This is a genomic window from Arthrobacter sp. ASL1, from assembly GCF_056680475.1.
This window is the reverse complement of the sequence record NZ_CM155284.1, coordinates 850,809-869,266: the sequence shown is the minus strand read 5'-3', so window position 1 is coordinate 869,266 and position 18,458 is coordinate 850,809. Positions and strand designations below refer to the sequence as shown.

The following is an 18,458-nucleotide window of genomic DNA, read 5'->3' as shown; positions in this document are numbered from 1 at the left end:
CGCCATTGCCCCTCCGGGGCCCGGGAACCACACGGTTCCCGGGCCCCGTGCCGTTCGGGGGCCTACACCGGCGGGAGTACGACGGCGGTGCCTCGGCTACCGCCGCGGGCGGATGTCCCGGTGTGGGTGCGCGGGTACGCTCACACCATGGGAAGACGCCGACCGCCGCTGGCCGTGCTGCCGGTGGTGGTGGCCTTCTTCCAGCTCGTCGGCAGCACCTTCGCGGCCCACCACCAGCGGCTCGAGCTGCCCGGGGGCGCGATCGTGCTCCTGCTCGCCGGCCCCGCCCTGTTGCTGCTGCGCCGCCGGGCGCCCGGCCCCGCGGCCGCCGCGATCACCCTGGTCGACGGCGCCTACCTGTTCGCCGGCTACCCGTGGGGCCCGGTGCTGCTCTCCCTGGTCCTGGCTCTGGTGTTCGCGGTACTCGGCCGCGCCCGCTGGTGGGGCTGGGCATCGGTGGCCGTGCTGGCGGTGGGCCTGGCCGTCGCCGACCTGGCCCCGGGAGTGGCCCCCGGATGGTCATCGGGGCCGGGGCAGGCGGTCCGGGAAGGCCGCTGGCTGGTGTTGCCTGCCTGGTTCGCCGTCATCCTGCTGGTCACCGAACTCGCCCGCGCACGCCGGGAACGGGGCGCCGAACAACGACGCATCGCCCGCGAGCAGGCCACCCACCGGCGCGACGAGGAACGCCTGGTGCTCGCCCGCGACATCCACGACGTCGTCGCGCATTCGCTCTCGATGATCAACGTCCAGTCCTCCGTGGCCCTGCATCTGGGCCGCCGCAACCCCGACCCGGACGCCCTGCTGGAGGCGCTGGCCACCATCAAGGCCGGCTCCGCCGCTGCCCTCGCCGAGGTCCGCGAGGTGCTGGCCGTGCTGCGCCAGGACGCGCCCCGGGTGCCCAGCCAACGGCTCGACGCGCTGGACGAACTCATCGAACGGGTCCGCACGGCCGGCCTCGACGTCAGGTACGCCGCGCCCGCCAAGCCCTGGCCCGGCTGGGTGGGCGGACGCACGGAAAACGTCCTCTTCCGGGCGGTGCAGGAATCGCTGACCAACGTGGTGCGCCACGCCGCGGCCCGCACCGTGGAGGTCGAGCTCACGCTCGAGGACGCGGGGGCCCGGCTGTGGGTGCGCGACGACGGACGCGGCCGCGGCGGTGCCCCCGACGGCAACGGCCTGCGCGGCATGCGCGAGCGCGTGGCGGCACGCGGCGGCACCGTGGACCTGGCGGACCTGGACCCCGGGACCGCCGTGACCGTGACCATCCCCGCACAGGAGGACCCATGACCACCGTGTTGCTGGCCGACGACCAGGCACTCATCCGTGCCGGATTCCGCTCGCTGCTCGCCGCCGAGGACGACCTGGACGTCGTCGGCGAGGCAGCCACCGGCGCGGCGGCCCTGGCCCAGGCCCGGGCACTGCGCCCCGACGTCGTGCTCATGGACATCCGCATGCCCGGCGGCGACGGGATCGAGGCGGCCGGCGCCCTGCTGGCCGACCCCGACCTGGCCGGGACGAAGGTCATCATGCTCACCACCTTCGAGCTCGACGACTACATCCTGGACTCGGTGCGTGCCGGCGCCAGCGGATTCCTCGTCAAGGACACCGAACCCGAGGAGCTGCTGCGGGCGGTGCGCGCCGTCGCCCGCGGCGATGCCCTGCTCTCGCCCTCGGTCACCCGTCGGCTGCTCGCCCGCGTCGCCGGCACCCGGCGGGAACCGGTGCGCCCGCCGGCCAGTGTGGAGGCCCTGACGCTGCGCGAGCGAGAGGTCCTGGCGCTGGTCGGCCGCGGGCTGAACAACGCGGGCATCGCCGCACGGCTGTTCATCACCCCCCTGACCGCGAAGACGCATGTATCGCGCATCATGGGCAAGGTCGACGCCCGGGACCGCTCCCAGCTGGTGGTCCTGGCCTACGAGAGCGGGCTCGTCACCCCGGGCACGGCGCAGGACGGGGACGCCGGCACCTGAACGTTGCCGGTGCCGCCAGCTACTCCCGGCATCGGGGCAGCGCCTCCCGGTGGTGTATGCGACGGTGCGGGAAGTGCCTCCCCGGGCCGGATGCCCGTCAACCCGGAACGCGGAAGGGTGGGTGATGTGGCCACACCGGCCGCCATCAACCACCAGGAGAGACCATGCTGATGACAACAGCCGCCCTTGCCACCACCACCGCCCAGGCCGCTGGCCATGCCGCCAACTGGGGACACGGGGGATTCGGGTGGTGGTTCATCTTTCCGCTGTTCTGGATCCTGCTGATCGCCCTCTTCGTCTTCGGACGCCGCCGCGGCCACCAGGTCGAACACCGGCGGGCCGCCGAGGGCGTCCTGCGGGAGCGGTACGCCCGCGGCGAAGTCGACGAGACGGAGTTCCGCCAGCGGCTGGAGGTGTTGCGCGGATCGGGCCGCGGGTAACCTGCATGCTGTCGTCCACCGGGCAGAAATGGTAGACATGGCCGTGTAAGGTCCCGAAGTTTCCCACCCACCAGGGGGTTAGATCGCATGGACACATCACAGATCGTCTGGATCATCGTCGCCATCGTGGTGGTGCTGATCATCATCGGCATCATCGCCCGTCTTGCCGGCCGCCGCAAGGCCGAACGCAATCGCGAGGAGGCGGGCAGGATCCGCACCGAGGCCCAGGAATCCCAACTCGAGGCACGCGAACGCGAAAATGCCGCCCAGCGGGCGCAAGCCGATGCCGATTCCGCGGAACTGAAGGCGAAGGAGCGCGACGTCGAGGCCAGGCGCCTGCAGACCGAAGCCAACGATGCCGATGTCGCGGCCGAACGCAAACGGATGGAAGCCGACACCCTGGGTGCCGACGCCGCCGAGCGCCAACGGCATTCGGAGGAACGGCTGCGCCACGCCGACCAGCTGGATCCCGACACCGGGTCCGACGGCCGGTCGCGGAACACCGCCGACGGGGCCCCGGCGCGGCGGGCCGACGACCGCGTGGATCCGGCGGACGGCCGGGATCGTCCGGCCGGAACCGGGGCCGGCATGGCCGCCGGTGGCGCTGGTGCCGCTGCGGCGGACCGCCCGCGCGCCGATGAAAGGCCCGCGGCCGCTTCTCCCGTGGACGGCCAGGAGCACCGGGGCGGCGCCGCCGAACCGGTCGACCCGTACTCGACCCACCGCGCCGGGGAACCGGCCGTGGAGCACCGCGGCGACGGCCCCGGGCGCGGGGCCAACCCCGAGCCGGACGCCGAGAGCGCCGGTGCACCGGTGGCCGAACACCACGCCGACGCCTACGGGAGCCGCACCCGCCAGGACGGGGAACCGCCCCGTCGTCAGGAGGCCGCCCCGGCCTCCGGCGATCCCCTGGCCATGGACAGCCCGGACGCCTACGGTGCCGCGGCCAGTCAACGGGGTGAACGCGACGCCCGTCACCCGGACGATGGCGTCGAGGGGCTCGACCCCGAGGACGTGGATCCGCACGGTCGCCACGGCGACGTGCCGAAACACCGCGACCAGGGCTGAGCGGCAGCCGCACCCCTGCGCAGGGCCGTCCCGGTGGTAAAACACCGGGGCGGTCCTCCGTCGTCCCCGGACCGGCCGGAGCCAGGCGATCTGGCGGGCACCGTACGCACTTGCAGGACGCACACAGTGTTTGTGGGTACAGTGGAGAGCCAAGGGCCCTTTGTCTATGGGTCCTGCGGCGTCACCGCCGAGAACTTTGCTAAGTAGGGAGTTGCCCATGAGCACTCAAACCTCTTCCATGACCTCCCCGTCACCGACCGAGGCTGCCCCGCGGCGCCGCAACGCCGGCGCCCGGAACTTCAGTCTCCTCAAGAACCGTGTCTTGGAGGCGGGCCTCATGCGCCGCCGCCGAGGCTACTACCTGGGCGTTGTGATGCTCCTGACACTCTTCCTGGCCGCAGCCGTCACGGGGTTCACGCTGCTCGGCGACAGCTGGTTCCAGCTCTTCGTCGCCGCTGCCCTGGGCATCATCCTCACCCAGTTCGCGTTTCTGGCCCATGAGGCTTCGCATCGCCAGGTCATGGAATCCGGTCCCGCCAACGACCGGGCCGGACGGATCCTGGCCAACGCGGTCGTCGGCATCAGCTACCAGTGGTGGATGAACAAGCACACCCGCCACCACGCCAAGCCGAACACCATCGGCAAGGACCCCGACATCGATCAGGACACGATCTCCTTCCAGCCCGAGGACGCGGCGGCCCGCAAGGGCCTGATGGCCTGGCTGACCCGCCGGCAGGGCTATCTCTTCTTCCCGCTGCTCACCTTCGAGGGCGTAAACCTGCACATCCACTCGATCAAGTACCTCTTCTCCAGCAACAAGGTCAAGGCCCGGAAGCGGGAACTGACGACGATCGGGCTGCGCCTGGCCATCTACCTCGCCGCGATCTACATCTTCCTGCCCTGGGGGATCGCCAGCGCGTTCGTGGGCGTCCAGCTCGCCGTGTTCGGCATCTACATGGGTGCCTCGTTCGCGCCGAACCACAAGGGGATGCCGCTGATCCCGAAGACCTCGACCATCGACTTCTTCAGCCGCCAGGTGCTCACCAGCCGTAACATCGTGGGCAAGACATCCTGGGGCACCCGCGTGCTCACCGCCGTGTTCGGCGGCTTGAACTACCAGGTCGAGCACCACCTGTTCCCCAGCATGCCGCGCCCGCACCTGCGCGAGGTCAGCACCATGGTCCGCCAGTACTGCCAGGAACTGAAGGTCCCCTACACGGTTGCCTCCGTCGCCGGTTCCTACGGCCAGGTCGTCCGCTACCTCAACGAGGTTGGCCTTTCGGCCCGTGATCCCTTCGACTGCCCGATGGTCACGGAGTACCGCCCGCACTAGACGCGGTGATTGATTTGTGCCAACCACTGCTGGGCAGTAGAGTGCGGTTGTGCCACAGACCACATCCCGTCCGACAGTGATCGCCGCCGACCAGCTGACCAAGCGCTACGGCGACTTCACCGCGGTCGATGCCATCTCCTTCGAGGTCCCTGCCGGGGAGTCCTTCGGGCTGCTGGGCCCCAACGGGGCCGGCAAGTCCACCACCATGCGGATGATCGGCGGGGTGTCCCAGCGCAGCGGCGGCACGCTGCGGATCATGGGCCTGGACCCCGAGGAACAGGGTCCCGAGGTCCGCGCCCACCTCGGCGTGGTGCCGCAGGAGGACAACCTGGACCAGGAACTCAAGGTCAGGGACAACCTCATCGTCTACGGCCGCTACTTCGGCCTGCCGCTGTCCTACCTGCGGCCCAAGGCCGATGAGCTGCTGGACTTCGCGCAGCTCACCGACAAGGCCAACGCCCGGGTCGAGGACCTCTCCGGGGGCATGAAGCGCCGGCTGACCATCGCCCGCTCGCTGATCAACGACCCACGCGTCCTGCTCCTGGACGAACCGACCACCGGCCTGGACCCGCAGGCGCGCCACATCCTGTGGGACCGGCTGTTCCGGCTCAAGGAGCGCGGGGTCACCCTCATCCTCACCACCCACTACATGGATGAGGCCGAACAGCTCTGCGACCGCCTCATCGTGGTGGACCGGGGGCGCATCATGGCCGAGGGTTCCCCGTCGTCGCTGATCCGCCAGTACTCCACCCGGGAGGTCCTCGAACTGCGCTTCGGTGCCGACCGGAACGCCGGGGCCGCAACGGCCGTGGAGGGGATCGGGGACCGCATCGAGGTCCTGCCGGACCGCCTGCTCGTCTACGCCCACGATGGCGAGGCCGCCCTCGAGGCGGTCGGCGCCCGCGGGCTGACGCCGCTGACCTCGCTGGTGCGCCGTTCCTCCCTGGAGGACGTGTTCCTCCGGCTGACCGGGCGGAGCCTCATTGAGTAGCCCCGCGCGCGGACCCGCCACCGGTGATGGCGACGCGGCCCCCGCCGGGGAGCCTGCGCCGGCACCGTCGTCGTCCTCCGCAGGACAGGACGTCCCGGCCTACCTGGCCTCCACCCTCGTGCCGCACCCCCCGCTGACCAGCGCTGCGAAGGCCCGCCGCTTCGGGACCTGGTACCTCGCCGAGCAGCACCTGCGCGGGATGAAGGGCTACCTGGACATCGTCATCGCCTATTCGGTGGGCAATCCGCTGGTGTACCTGTTCGCGATGGGGATCGGGCTCGCTTCCCTCGTCGACTCGAATTCCGGGGGCGGGGCGTTCGGCGGCGTCAGCTACCTGCAGTTCATCGCCCCGGCCCTGCTGGCCTCGGCCGCCATGATGACCGCCGCCGGGGAATTCAGCTATGCGGTCATGTCGGGGTTCAAGTGGTGGAAGACCTACTACGGGCCGCTGGCCACGCCGTTGACGCCGCAACAGATCTGCCAGGGGCACGCGCTGGCCGTGACGATCCGCATCCTGGCCCAGAGCGCCGTCTACCTGGTGATCGTGCTGTTCTTCGGGGCCGCCACCAGCGGGTGGGCGTGGGTCACGATCTTCACCGCTTCCCTGGCCGGGGTGGCGTTCGGGCTCCCGCTGATGGCCTTTTCCGCGTCGATCACGGAGGAAAAGGGCCAGTTCGCCCTGGTCCAGCGGTTCATCGTCATGCCCTTCTTCCTGTTCTCCGGCACCCTGTTCCCGCTGTCCACGCTGCCCTGGTTCCTGCAGTGGATCGGCTGGATCTCCCCGGTCTGGCATGCCACCGAACTCGGCCGCGTGCTCTCCTACGGCTACGCCGAACCCGGCTGGTTTTCGGTGCTCCATGTGCTGTACCTGCTGGCGTTGGCCGGCGGGGGACTGCTGCTGGCCCGGCGCGTCTACGCCCGACGGCTGGAGGGTTGAGATGAGCCTGGTGAGGGATGCAGACCTCGAACTGACCGCCGACCGGAGGCCGCTGGCGGCCCTCTACTCGCGCAACATCCGCGCGGTGATCGTGCGCGGGCTGGTGGCCACCAAGACCTCCAACGCCGCCATCATGATCTCCGGGTTCGTCGAGCCGGTGCTGTACCTGCTCTCGATGGGGATCGGCCTCGGCGCCCTCATCGGAACGGTCGAGGGCCCCGGCGGAACACCGATCAGCTACGCCGCGTACATCGCGCCGGCCCTGCTGACCGTCTCGGCGATGAACGGGGCCCTCTACGACTCCACCATCAACGTGTTCTTCAAGATGAACTACGCCAAGCTCTACCAGAACATGCTCTACACCTCGCTCGGCCCGCTCGACGTCGCGCTGGGGGAGATCTTCCTGGCCCTGCTGCGCGGGTTCCTCTACGCCACCGGCTTCACCATCGTCATGGCGGCGATGGGGTTGATCACCACCTGGTGGGCGCTGCTGATGGTCCCCGCAGCGGTCCTGATCGCCTTCGGATTCGCCTCCATCGGGATGGGCATCACCTCGTACATCCGCACGTTCCAGCAGCTGGACTGGGTGACGTTCATCATGCTGCCGATGTTCCTGTTCTCGGCCACGTTCTACCCGCTGAGCGTCTACCCGGAACCGATCCAGTGGGTGATCCAGGCGCTGCCGCTCTGGCACGGAGTCGAGTTGCTGCGCCAGTTGTCGGTGGGCTCCTTCGGGCTCATGACCGCCGTGCACCTGCTCTACTACGTGGTGATGGCGGCCGTCGGGATGGCGCTGACCACGCACCGGCTGCGGGCCCTGTTCCTGAAGTGAGCTGGGTGCCCGGGCCCGTCGGCAGGTAGTCTGTTCCACACCAGAACCCAAGGAGGCGCCGTGATCGGCAGTTGGCATGCGGTCGTCATCGACTGCGAGGACACGGAAATCATGGCCGATTTCTACGAGCAGATGCTCGGCATGGTGCGGGTGCAGCATGACGACGACGGATGGATCACCATCGGCGACGCCCCGGACCGTCCCGCCATCGCGTTCCAGCGCGTGGAGAACTACCAGGCCCCCGACTGGCCGGGGCAGACGCACCCGCAACAGGCGCACCTGGACATCCGGGTCGATGATCTGGACGTCGCCGAGGAAGCGGTGCTCAAGCTGGGTGCCACCTCGATGAACACCGGCGGACAGAACTACCGGGTCTACCTGGACCCGCAACGCCACCCCTTCTGCCTCGTCACCTGGTGAGCGGGGGCCGACGGGCCGGGATGCGGACCGGGACCCGGCGCCGCGCCGTCGTCCTCGGCGGGACCGGCCTGCTCGGCCGCGCCATCGCCGAACGCCTGGCCCGGGGCGGCTGGGCCGTGTCGGTCACCGGCCGGACCCCCGCCCACCTCCCGGCGGGGCTGAGGGCACTCGGTGTCGGCTTCGCCACTGTGGACCGGCACGACGCCGGGGCCCTCGCCGCGCTGCTGAGCGGCGGCGCCGACCTGCTCGTCGATGCGCTCGCCTACACGGCGGCCGACGCCCGCCTGCTGCTGCCCTTCCTGCACGACGTCGGCACCACCGTCATGCTCTCCAGCAAGGCCGTGTACGTCGACGCCACCGGCCGGCACGTGAACTCACCCGCCGGCCCCTCGTTCGCCGGGCCCATCGCCGAGGACCACCCCACCCTCGCCCCGGGCGACATGCCCCACAATTCGCCCCGGGGCTACGGGCCGAACAAGGTCGCTGCCGAAAACGTGCTGCTGGACGCCGGAGCCAACACCACGGTCATCCGCGCCTCCAAGGTCCACGGGGTCGGCACCGCCCGGCCGCGTGAATGGGTGTTCGCCCGGCGCGTCATGGACCGGCGGCCCGCTGTCCTGCTCGCCGGAGCCGGCACCGGAACCGACCACACCACGGCCGCCGTGAACACCGCTGCCCTGGTGCACTGCATCGCCGACGCGCCGCCGGGAACCCGGATCCTCAATAGCGCCGACCCCGATGCGCCGAACGGGCGGGACATCGCCCACGCGGTGGCCGCGCATTTCGGCCACGACTGGCGTGAGGTGCTGCTGGCCGACGACGCTCCTGCCGGGCTCGGTGCCCACCCCTGGGACGCCCGCCCCGGCATCGTCCTGGACACCTCCGCCGCGACGGCCCTGGGGTATGTCCCCGTGGGCAGCTATGCGCAGACCATCGGGCCGGCCCTGGACTGGATGGCCACCCGGCCACGGAGCCAGTTCGACGCCGATCCCTACTTCGACGGGTTCTTCGACTACGCCGCCGAGGACCGTTTCCTGGCGGGCGTCACCACCAGCTGAGGGGGGCGGGGGCCGGCCTCCGGGGTGGGGGACACCGCCGTCGTCCACCGCTGGCGGTGTTCGCCCACGGGAAAGTCGTCCCTCGACTGCCCGCCGGTTTGGGATACTGGAGGGCATGGAACCCCTCGGCACGGTCCGGACCGCCCCGGACAAGAAGATCACCCTCAAGGCCAGTACCCTGTCGCTGGCGGTGATGGTCACCGTCTTCCTCGTCGCGGTCGTCTTTGCGGCCAACCAGAACGACGTCATCGGCTGGATCGTCGCCGTCATCTCCCTGGCCTGGCTGCTGCTGGCCGCCTTCCTGGTGTTCGGACTGCGCCGCGGCGCCCGCAAGGTCAGCAGCCACCTGCAGAACGCGTCGGCCTCCATGGCCGCCCGCGCCCAGCAGCCCGGCCCCTCCGAGACCGTGGTCGTCGACGAGGGGACCCGCGCCCGGGACCTGAAGCTGGACCACTCCTTCAAGATCGTCCAGGTCCAGGCCGGCGTCATCAAGGAGCACCTCGACACGCCGGGCGCCGAGGCCCGCGGCATGGTCGACCGTGCCCTGGAGACCATCGAAATCACCGCCCACAACGCCCGGGACATGATGAAACCCTCCGACGGCAGCGCTCCGCTCTCCGGCGAGGTCATCGACTGACCGATCTTCGGTAAGCTGGATCGGGTGAGCACAGCAGCGGAACAGAACCCCAGCAAGAACGCCGGCGCCGTGCGCGTCGCCTCCGTCAACCTCAACGGCATCCGGGCCGCCTACAAGCGTGGAATGGCAGACTGGCTGGCCGAACGCGATATCGACATCCTGACCCTGCAGGAAGTGCGCGCCCCCGACGCGATCGTGCGCGAGCTGCTGGGCGACGAGTGGCACATCCTGCACGCAGAGGCCGCGGCCAAGGGTCGCGCCGGGGTCGCCATCGCCTCCCGCTTGGCCCCCACTGCCACCCGTGAACACATCGGCGAGGACTACTTCGCCACCTCCGGGCGCTGGGTCGAGGCCGACTTCGACATCGCCGGTGCGACCCTCACCGTGGTCAGCGCGTACGTGCACTCCGGAGAGGTCGACACCCCGAAGCAGGACGACAAATTCCGCTTCCTGGACGTCATGACCACCCGGTTGCCCGCCCTGAAGGCCGACTCGGACCACGTCCTGGTGACCGGTGACCTCAACGTCGGGCACACCGAGCGCGACATCAAGAACTGGAAGGGCAACGTCAAACGGTCCGGCTTCCTCCCGGCGGAGCGTGCCTACTTCGACCGGTTCTTCGGCGAGGAGATCGGCTACCACGACGTCGCCCGCCGGCTGGCCGGGGACGTCGACGGGCCCTACACCTGGTGGTCCTGGCGCGGACAGGCGTTCGACAACGACACCGGTTGGCGCATCGACTACCACATGGCCACCCCGGACCTCGCCGCGATCGCCGGCAACGCCGTCGTCGACCGTGCACCGACCTACGCGTCGCGCTTCTCCGACCATGCACCACTGGTCATCGACTACCAGTTCTAGGAACACGCACACATGACTGAACTCCAGAATCCCGCGGACCACCGCCCCCGCGTCCTGTCCGGCATGCAGCCCTCCGCCGATTCGCTGCATCTGGGCAACTACCTCGGGGCCCTGGTCAACTGGGTGAAATCGCTGGACGATTTCGACGCCTTCTTCTTCGTTCCCGACATGCATGCCATCACCATGGGACATGACCCCGCCGCATTGCGTGAGCGCACGCGCCGGACCGCCGCGCAGTACATCGCGGGCGGCATCGACCAGGACGCCGCGACCTTGTTCGTCCAGTCCCACGTCCCCGAGCACGCCCAGCTGGCGTGGGTGCTGAACTGCATCACCGGGTTCGGGGAGGCCTCGCGCATGACCCAGTTCAAGGACAAGTCCTCCAAGGGCGGCCAGGAATCGGCCAGCCTGGGCCTGTTCACCTACCCGGTGCTCATGGCGGCCGACATCCTGTTGTACCAGCCCCATGCCGTGCCGGTGGGCGACGACCAGCGCCAGCACGTCGAGTTGGCCCGCGACCTGGCGCAGCGGTTCAACCACCGCTTCGGGGCGACGTTCCGGATCCCCGAACCGCTGATCCAGAAGGAGGGGGCACGCATCTACGACCTGCAGGACCCCCGGTCCAAGATGTCCAAGTCGGCGGCCAGCCCGAACGGGCTGATCAACATTCTCGACGACCCGAAGCTCATCACCAAGCGGATCAAGTCGGCGGTGACCGACACCGATACCGTGATCGCCTACGATCGCGAGACCAAACCGGGGGTGACCAACCTCCTGGAGATCCTCTCGACGATCACCGACCGGCCCGTGGCGGACCTTGTCGCGGAGTACGAGGGCAAGATGTACGGGCACCTGAAGGTCGACGTGGCCGACGCGGTGGTCTCCCGCGTCGAGCCGATCCGCCGGCGGACCTTCGAATTGCTCGACGATTCCGCAGAACTCGACCGGCAGCTGGCCGTCGGCGCCGCGCGCGCCCGGGAAATCGCCTCCGCCACCCTGGAGGCGGTCTACGCGAATGTCGGTTTCCTGCCGGCCGTCAACGCGGCCGTGACCGGTGAAGTGGCGATCGGCGAGGACGCGCGTTAGCGCATGGTCCTTCCCGAGCCGGAAACCGAGATCCCCGGGGCCCCAGGCCCCGGGGACGAGGCAGTCAGCGTCGGCGTGGTCATCCCGCTGCCCGAGCCGCTGCGTTCGGAGCTGCGCACGGCGCGTACCACGCTGGGCGATCCCGTGGCACAGAGCATCCCCCCGCACATCACGCTGGTGACCGGTGCCGTGGCGACCGACTGGATCGCGGCACGGGACCATGTCCGCCACATCGCCGCCGGCTCCGGTCCCTTCCGGATCGCGCTGCGTGGCACGGCCAGCTTCCGGCCGGTCACCAATGTGGTGTTCCTGCAGGTCGAGGAGGGGTTCGAGGAATGCGTCGACCTGCACCGGGCGTTGCAGTCCGGGCCATTGAGTTCCACCGCGGAATTCGACTTCCACCCCCACCTGACGATCGCGCACGACCTGACGGCAGGCCAGCTCGATCTCGCGTTGGAAAGCCTGGGTGGCTACGCCGCGGAATTCCCTGTGGATAGAATCGGGTTGTTTGAACACGACGCCGATGGCCTGTGGGCCCTGCAGGAGGAACTGATCCTTGGCCAAGCCGGACAAACGCCTAGCTAGTCGCACCATCGCCCAACGTGCGGCCCCTCCCGCCGCGGGCCCGGGCGTCGACCTGCCGTCCGACCCGGATCTGGTGGCCGACGCCGTCTCACCGCTGGACCATGCCGGGCTGCGAGCCGCAGTGGTGCACCAGCGCACCGCCTTCGGGCGCGCCCGACGCGAGAAAAAGGGCCCCATCAAGGTTGCCCTCGCGGCGCTGGGCGCTTTCGTTGCGTGGTTGAAGGCCCGCAAGCCGATGCGGGTCATCATGCTCTATGGCCAGCGCCACGGCCCGCTGATGGCCGCCGGGGCCGCCTACAACATGTTCTTCTCCGTCGCTGCCCTGTTGGTGGCCGGCTTCTCGATCTTTGGGATCATCGCCAGTGGCAACCAGGGATTGCAGGACCTGGTCGTCGATACGGTCGCCGAAGGGACACCTGGATTGATCGATACCGGGGACGGGGGATTGGCCAAACCGGATCAACTCTTCCAATCGCGCGGCTTCGGCTGGGCCCTGGTGATCTCGACCGCGACCATGCTCCTGACCTCTCTGGGATGGATCAAGGGCCTGCGAGAGGGGATGCGCGGGGTCTACGGGCTGATTCCGCTGCAGCTGAACCCGGCACTGGTCAAGGTGCGGGACCTGGGCGTCTTGGTGATTCTGGGGCTGTGCCTCGTGGTGACCACCGTCGTCGGGTTCCTGGCCGGCGGGTTCATCGACGTCGTCAGCGACTTCCTCCAGTTGCAATCGGCGTTCGCGATCTTCCTGACCCAGGCAGGCAGCCTGGCGGTCATGCTCCTCCTGGATGCGCTCGTGGCGGTCATCCTGTTCCGCCTGGCGTCCGGCATCACGATGCCGCGCGGGGCCATGTTGCAGGCGGCCCTGCTGGCGGGAGCAGGCGCGACGGTCCTGCGCTACTTCTCCTCCGAGCTGCTGGGCAGTGCCACCAAAAACCCCTTGCTGGCATCGTTCGCGGTGATCCTCGGGCTGTTCGTGTGGTTCTACCTGCTCAGCCAGGTCTATTTGATCGCCACCGCGTGGGGTGCCGTCGCCACGGCCGACATCGACGCCGCGGCCCGCCACGACAAGAAGCCCAGCCTCCGGGCACGCGCAGCCCGGTTGCGCAGCGTGCAGCAGGCCGGCGAGGGCGCCGCGGGCTGGCCACAGACACGGCCGTAGCGCCAGCGGCAGGACAACCGCGGCCCGGACACACCGCGCGCATGCGTCGCGGGGGAGCGGGCCGCGCGGCGAGCGGGCAGGCGAAAGGCGCCGCCCCTCCGGAAGATTCCGGTGGACGGCGCCTCGTCGTTGCTGTCGGCCGTGTTCCTAGACGGAGCGGGCCAGGATGGCCTGCTTCACCTCGGCGATGGCCTTGGTGACCTGGATGCCACGCGGGCAGGCCTCGGTGCAGTTGAAGGTGGTGCGGCAACGCCACACGCCTTCCTTGTCGTTGAGGATCTCCAGGCGCATGTCGCCACCCTCGTCACGGGAGTCGAAGATGAACCGGTGTGCGTTCACGATCGCGGCCGGGCCGAAGTACTGGCCGTCGGTCCAGAACACGGGGCAGGACGACGTGCACGCGGCGCACAGGATGCACTTGGTGGTGTCGTCGTAGCGCTCCCGGTCCTCGGGGGACTGGTAGTGCTCGGCTGCAGGCGCATGGCCCTTGGTGATCATGAACGGCATGATCTCGCGGTAGGACTGGAAGAACGGCTCCATGTCCACGATCAGGTCCTTCTCGACCGGCAGCCCCTTGATGGCCTCGACCGTGATGGGCTTGGACGTGTCCAGGTCCTTCAGCAGGGTCTTGCACGCCAGGCGATTGCGGCCGTTGATGCGCATGGCATCGGAGCCGCAGACACCGTGGGCGCAGGAGCGGCGGAAGGACAGTGAGCCGTCGATCTCCCACTTCACCTTGTGCAGGGCGTCCAGGACGCGGTCGGTGCCATACATGGTCAGCACGTAGTCCTCCCAGGTGGCCTCCTCGGAGAACTCCGGGTCATAGCGACGCACGCGCAGGGTGATGTCGAACTGCGGGATCTCCCCGCCGCCACCGATACCGGGGGCCAGATCGACCTTGGATGCTGGTTCGGGAACTTCGCTGCTCATTAGTACTTACGCTCCATCGGCTGGTAACGGGTGAAGATCACGGGCTTGGTGTCGAACCGGATGCCGTGGATGCCCTCCATTTCCGCGGAGTCGTCCTTGTAGACCATCGAGTGCTTCATGAAGTTCTCGTCGTCGCGGTCCGGGAAGTCCTCGCGGAAGTGGCCGCCGCGCGATTCGTGGCGGTGCAGGGCGGAAACGGACATGACCTCGGCCAGGTCCAGCAGGAAGCCGAGCTCGACGGCTTCGAGCAGATCCAGGTTGAAGCGCTTGCCCTTGTCCTGGATGCTGATGTTCTTGTACCGCTCGCGGAAGCCCTTGACGTCGGCCAGGGCCTTCATGATGGTGTCCTTGGTGCGGAACACCTGCATGTTGGCGTCCATGGTGTCCTGGAGTTCCTTGCGGATTGCGGCGATCCGTTCGGTTCCCGAACCCTTGCGCACCACGTCGAGCAGGGCTTCCGTGTCGGCGACCGGGTTCTCCGGCAGCTCGACCCAGTCGGCCGTCTTGGAGTACTCGGCCGCGGCGATGCCCGAGCGCTTGCCGAACACGTTGATGTCCAGCAGCGAGTTCGTGCCCAGGCGGTTGGAGCCGTGGACGGAGACGCAGGCGACCTCGCCGGCGGCGTAGAGGCCCGGAATGGTGAACTCGTTGTCCTGGAAGACCTCGCCCTTAATGTTGGTCGGCACGCCGCCCATCACGTAGTGGGCCGTCGGGAAGACCGGCACCGGCTCCGTGTAGGGCTCCACGCCGAGGTAGGTGCGGGCGAACTCGGTGATGTCCGGGAGCTTCGCATCGATGTGCGCCGGTTCCAGGTGGGTCAGGTCCAGCAGCACGTAGTCCTTGTTCGGACCGCAACCGCGGCCTTCGCGGACCTCGTTGGCCATCGACCGGGCCACGATGTCACGTGGCGCCAGGTCCTTGATGGTCGGGGCGTAGCGTTCCATGAACCGCTCACCCTCGGAGTTGCGCAGGATCGCACCCTCACCGCGGGCGGCCTCGGAAAGGAGGATGCCCAGGCCGGCGAGGCCGGTGGGGTGGAACTGCACAAATTCCATGTCCTCCAGCGGGATGCCCTTGCGGAAGGCGATGCCCATGCCGTCACCGGTGAGGGTGTGGGCGTTGGAGGTGGTCTTGAAGACCTTGCCGGCGCCGCCGGTGGCCAGGATGACCGACTTGCCCTGGAAGACGTGGATCTCGCCGGTGGCCAGATCGTAGGAGACGACGCCGGCGACGCGCTTCTGCGTGTACGTGGTGCCGTCCTCGCGGGTGGCCTCCTCGTCGACGGTCAGCAGGTCGAGCACGTAGTACTCGTTGTAGAACTCGACATTGTGCTTGACGCAGTTCTGGTACAGCGTCTGCAGGATCATGTGGCCGGTACGGTCCGCGGCGTAGCACGAGCGGCGCACCGGGGCCTTGCCGTGGTCGCGGGTGTGTCCACCGAAGCGGCGCTGGTCGATCTTGCCTTCGGGCGTGCGGTTGAACGGCAGGCCCATCCTCTCCAGGTCGAGCACTGCCTCGATGGCCTCCTTGGCCATGACCTCGGCGGCGTCCTGGTCGACGAGGTAGTCACCGCCCTTGACGGTGTCGAAGGTGTGCCACTCCCAGTTGTCTTCCTCGACGTTGGCCAGGGCAGCGCACATGCCGCCCTGGGCGGCGCCCGTGTGCGAACGGGTGGGGTAAAGCTTGGTCAGCACGGCTGTGTGGGCTCGCTGCCCGGACTCGATGGCAGCTCGCATGCCTGCGCCACCGGCGCCGACAATGACGACGTCGTACTTATGTACCTGCATACCGGATGCTCTCTCTTCTTTGAATCTTGGTTTCGGCGAAGCTTGCCGGGGCTACTGGCACACCGAAAGGGTGGAGCCCGGGATGCACGGATCGAACGTGAAGATCACGAGCGTGCCGAGGATGATGATGGCCGCGGAGCACAGCATGAGGACCAGCTGCAGCCAGAACCGCGGACGGTCCTTCTCCACGTAGTCGCTGATGATCGTGCGCACGCCGTTGGTGCCGTGCAGCATGGCCAGCCACAGCATGGCCAGGTCCCAGAACTGCCAGAGCGGGTTGGCCCACTTGCCGGCGACGAAGCCGAAGTCGATGGCGTGCACGCCCTCGCCGACCATGAGGTTAACGAACAGGTGCCCGGAGATCAGGATGACCAGCAGGACACCGGAGATGCGCATGAAGAGCCAGGCCAGCATCTCGAAGTTGCCGCTCTTGGACTTGCCGCGGGTGTACTTCGGGTCGATGCGGCCCGTGCGCGGTGCAACGAATTCTGTGGTTGCCATGGCTTAAAGACCTCCGAAAGCGAGGGACAGGTGACGGATCGCGAAGCCGATCATGACCACGGCCCAGACGATCAGCACGCCCCAGAGCAGCTGACGCTGGTACTTCGGCCCGGACTTCCAGAAGTCAACGAGGATGAGGCGCAGTCCGTTGAAGGCGTGGAACATGATCGCAGCGACGAGACCAAGTTCACCCACGGCCATCAGCGGGTTCTTGTACGTGCCGATCACCGCGTCGTAGGCGCCGGGGGAAACCCGCACCAGGGCCGTATCGAGCACGTGCACCAAAAGAAACAAGAAAATGACGACACCGGTGACCCGATGCCCTACCCAGGACCACATGCCTTCGCGGCCGCGGTAGAGGGTGCCTGACGATGTCTTCGACACTGAATTAACCTCCATGCATCGCAAGGGCGTTCGTGTGGCGTGCACACAAAAGATTGGCGCCGGTGCGTTAGCGTTCCTAGCCTGATCCTAGACCACAGGGGACGCTCAGGCTTCTTCTTTACCCTAGCCCTGTGGCGAGCCTCACTCCCTGTCGCCTGACGAGGCGTAACGCCCGGAATTCCGCGGAAAATAGGTGACGTTTCCATGCCGTAAATCGAGCACGACATCCCGCGGATCCGGCCAGTGATCGCTTACTGTTGATGCATGAATGCTGACCTCCTGGCCCGTTTCCACGGCGTCATCCCCGCGGGTGGCGTCGGGACCCGGTTGTGGCCCCTCTCGCGTGCGGCCGCCCCCAAGTTCCTGCACGACCTCACCGGTTCGGGCACCACCCTGATCCGGGCGACCTACGATCGCCTCGTCGCGCTGGCCGACGACCGGATCATGGTCGTGACCGGACAGGCACACCGTGACGCGGTCCGGGCGCAGCTGCCGGAGCTGGAGGAGCAGAACCTCGTCCTGGAGTCCGAACCCAAGGACTCCGCGGCGGCCATCGGGCTCGCTGCGGCCATCCTGCATCGGCGCAACCCGGAGATCATCATGGGATCCTTCGCGGCCGACCAGGTCATCGGGCCGGTCGACGTGTTCCAGGAAACCGTCCGCGAGGCCATCCACACGGCGGCGACCGGCAAAATCGTCACCATCGGCATCAAGCCGGTGTCGCCGTCGACCGCCTTCGGCTACATCCGCGCCGGACAGGCCCTGGACGTGGAGGGCGCGCCCAGTGCGACCTCGGTGCTCGAATTCGTGGAGAAGCCCGACGAGCAGGTGGCAGAACGCTACGTCGCCAGTGGCGACTACCTGTGGAACGCCGGCATGTTCGTCGCCCCCGTGGCCCTGATGCTCGAGCACCTTCAGCGCAACGAACCGGAACTGCATGCCGGGCTGATGGAGATCGCCGACGCGTGGGACACCCCCGAACGCGACGCGGTGAAGAATCGCATCTGGCCCACGCTTCCGAAGATCGCCATCGACTATGCGGTGGCCGAGCCGGCCTCTGCGGTGGGCGATGTCGCCATGATCCCCGGCGACTTCACCTGGGACGACGTCGGGGATTTCGCGGCCATCGGACGGTTGAACCCCGCCAGCGAGGCCACCAACCTCACGGTCCTCGGCGAGGGTGCCCGGGTCTACGCCGACCAGGCCTCCGGCGTCGTGGTCTCCGATACCAAGCGCATGATCGCACTGATCGGCATCCAAAACGTGGTCGTCGTGGACACCGGTGATGCCCTGCTCGTCACCACCAGCGACCACGCCCAATCGGTGAAGAAGGCGGTGGAGGCCCTCAAGGCCTCCGGCGACGTCGACGTCCTCTGAGAACCGCGACCGGCGTCCGGCGTGAAATCCGGCGTTGCAAACTCGGTCCTGGCGGCGGTTCGTCGTAGGGTCGGGATTGTGACTTACGATTCAGCGCCGCAG

At 68.4% G+C, this 18,458-nt stretch carries 20 protein-coding genes; 16 read left to right on the top strand and 4 right to left on the bottom strand.

What is annotated here, in order from left to right:
- The first annotated feature begins 147 nt into the window (after nt 1-147).
- The 15 genes from AC1MEQ_RS04070 to AC1MEQ_RS04000 all read left to right on the top strand — a co-directional run bounded on the left by AC1MEQ_RS04070 (nt 148) and on the right by AC1MEQ_RS04000 (nt 13,377).
- On the top strand, nt 148-1,287 hold the full coding sequence (locus AC1MEQ_RS04070; protein WP_479794187.1) for a sensor histidine kinase: 1,140 nt from the start codon (nt 148-150) through the stop codon (nt 1,285-1,287).
- Complete coding sequence (locus tag AC1MEQ_RS04065; RefSeq protein ID WP_479794185.1) at nt 1,284-1,970, top strand: response regulator; 687 nt, start codon at nt 1,284-1,286, stop codon at nt 1,968-1,970. The genes AC1MEQ_RS04070 and AC1MEQ_RS04065 overlap by 4 nt, the downstream gene beginning before the upstream one ends.
- 164 nt (nt 1,971-2,134) lie before the next feature.
- On the top strand, nt 2,135-2,410 hold the full coding sequence (locus AC1MEQ_RS04060) for an SHOCT domain-containing protein (RefSeq protein ID WP_479794183.1): 276 nt from the start codon (nt 2,135-2,137) through the stop codon (nt 2,408-2,410).
- 87 nt (nt 2,411-2,497) lie between these two features.
- Nucleotides 2,498-3,478: a hypothetical protein gene (locus AC1MEQ_RS04055; protein ID WP_479794181.1), complete on the top strand. Its 981-nt coding sequence runs from the start codon at nt 2,498-2,500 to the stop codon at nt 3,476-3,478.
- A 217-nt stretch (nt 3,479-3,695) separates the two neighbouring features.
- The gene (locus AC1MEQ_RS04050; RefSeq protein ID WP_479794179.1) at nt 3,696-4,811 is read left to right on the top strand and encodes a fatty acid desaturase family protein; all 1,116 of its coding nucleotides are present in this window, start codon (nt 3,696-3,698) and stop codon (nt 4,809-4,811) included.
- 49 nt (nt 4,812-4,860) lie between these two features.
- Nucleotides 4,861-5,802, top strand: coding sequence for an ABC transporter ATP-binding protein (locus AC1MEQ_RS04045; protein WP_479794177.1), 942 nt, complete (start codon nt 4,861-4,863; stop codon nt 5,800-5,802).
- 103 nt (nt 5,803-5,905) lie between these two features.
- Nucleotides 5,906-6,739 (top strand): ABC transporter permease, encoded by an 834-nt coding sequence (locus tag AC1MEQ_RS04040; RefSeq protein WP_479796050.1) that lies wholly within the window; start codon nt 5,906-5,908, stop codon nt 6,737-6,739.
- Between the two features lies 1 nt (nt 6,740).
- Nucleotides 6,741-7,571: an ABC transporter permease gene (locus tag AC1MEQ_RS04035; RefSeq protein WP_479794175.1), complete on the top strand. Its 831-nt coding sequence runs from the start codon at nt 6,741-6,743 to the stop codon at nt 7,569-7,571.
- A 60-nt stretch (nt 7,572-7,631) separates the two neighbouring features.
- Entirely contained in the window at nt 7,632-7,991 is a 360-nt protein-coding gene (locus AC1MEQ_RS04030; RefSeq protein WP_479794174.1) for a VOC family protein, read from the top strand.
- Nucleotides 7,988-9,049 carry a saccharopine dehydrogenase NADP-binding domain-containing protein gene (locus AC1MEQ_RS04025; RefSeq protein ID WP_479794172.1) on the top strand — a complete coding sequence of 354 codons (1,062 nt, stop codon included), beginning with the start codon at nt 7,988-7,990 and terminating at the stop codon, nt 9,047-9,049. The genes AC1MEQ_RS04030 and AC1MEQ_RS04025 overlap by 4 nt, the downstream gene beginning before the upstream one ends.
- A gap of 115 nt (nt 9,050-9,164) precedes the next feature.
- Nucleotides 9,165-9,686 carry a hypothetical protein gene (locus AC1MEQ_RS04020; protein ID WP_479794170.1) on the top strand — a complete coding sequence of 174 codons (522 nt, stop codon included), beginning with the start codon at nt 9,165-9,167 and terminating at the stop codon, nt 9,684-9,686.
- Between the two features lie 15 nt (nt 9,687-9,701).
- Nucleotides 9,702-10,547, top strand: coding sequence for an exodeoxyribonuclease III (locus AC1MEQ_RS04015; RefSeq protein ID WP_479796048.1), 846 nt, complete (start codon nt 9,702-9,704; stop codon nt 10,545-10,547).
- Nucleotides 10,548-10,559: 12 nt separating this feature from the next.
- Complete coding sequence (gene trpS / locus AC1MEQ_RS04010; RefSeq protein ID WP_479794168.1) at nt 10,560-11,633, top strand: tryptophan--tRNA ligase; 1,074 nt, start codon at nt 10,560-10,562, stop codon at nt 11,631-11,633.
- A 3-nt stretch (nt 11,634-11,636) separates the two neighbouring features.
- Complete coding sequence (locus AC1MEQ_RS04005) at nt 11,637-12,218, top strand: 2'-5' RNA ligase family protein (RefSeq protein WP_479794166.1); 582 nt, start codon at nt 11,637-11,639, stop codon at nt 12,216-12,218.
- Nucleotides 12,190-13,377, top strand: a complete 1,188-nt coding sequence (locus AC1MEQ_RS04000) for a YihY/virulence factor BrkB family protein (RefSeq protein ID WP_479794165.1) — start codon at nt 12,190-12,192, stop codon at nt 13,375-13,377. The genes AC1MEQ_RS04005 and AC1MEQ_RS04000 overlap by 29 nt, the downstream gene beginning before the upstream one ends.
- A 147-nt stretch (nt 13,378-13,524) precedes the next feature.
- Here the strand turns inward: AC1MEQ_RS04000 and AC1MEQ_RS03995 are convergent, their stop codons facing one another.
- The 4 genes from AC1MEQ_RS03995 to sdhC are packed head-to-tail and all read right to left on the bottom strand — an operon-like array spanning nt 13,525 to nt 16,979.
- Nucleotides 13,525-14,307, bottom strand: a complete 783-nt coding sequence (locus AC1MEQ_RS03995) for a succinate dehydrogenase iron-sulfur subunit (protein WP_479794163.1) — start codon at nt 14,305-14,307, stop codon at nt 13,525-13,527.
- Nucleotides 14,307-16,094: a succinate dehydrogenase flavoprotein subunit gene (gene sdhA, locus AC1MEQ_RS03990; RefSeq protein WP_479794161.1), complete on the bottom strand. Its 1,788-nt coding sequence runs from the start codon at nt 16,092-16,094 to the stop codon at nt 14,307-14,309. Before sdhA ends, AC1MEQ_RS03995 begins: the two co-directional genes overlap by 1 nt.
- A gap of 51 nt (nt 16,095-16,145) precedes the next feature.
- Nucleotides 16,146-16,595: a succinate dehydrogenase hydrophobic membrane anchor subunit gene (locus AC1MEQ_RS03985; protein WP_479794159.1), complete on the bottom strand. Its 450-nt coding sequence runs from the start codon at nt 16,593-16,595 to the stop codon at nt 16,146-16,148.
- Between the two features lie 3 nt (nt 16,596-16,598).
- Entirely contained in the window at nt 16,599-16,979 is a 381-nt protein-coding gene (gene sdhC / locus AC1MEQ_RS03980; RefSeq protein WP_343899428.1) for a succinate dehydrogenase, cytochrome b556 subunit, read from the bottom strand.
- A 264-nt stretch (nt 16,980-17,243) separates the two neighbouring features.
- Here sdhC and AC1MEQ_RS03975 point away from each other — a divergent pair, with 264 nt between their 5' ends.
- On the top strand, nt 17,244-18,356 hold the full coding sequence (locus AC1MEQ_RS03975; protein ID WP_479794157.1) for a mannose-1-phosphate guanylyltransferase: 1,113 nt from the start codon (nt 17,244-17,246) through the stop codon (nt 18,354-18,356).
- Nucleotides 18,357-18,458: the final 102 nt, after the last annotated feature.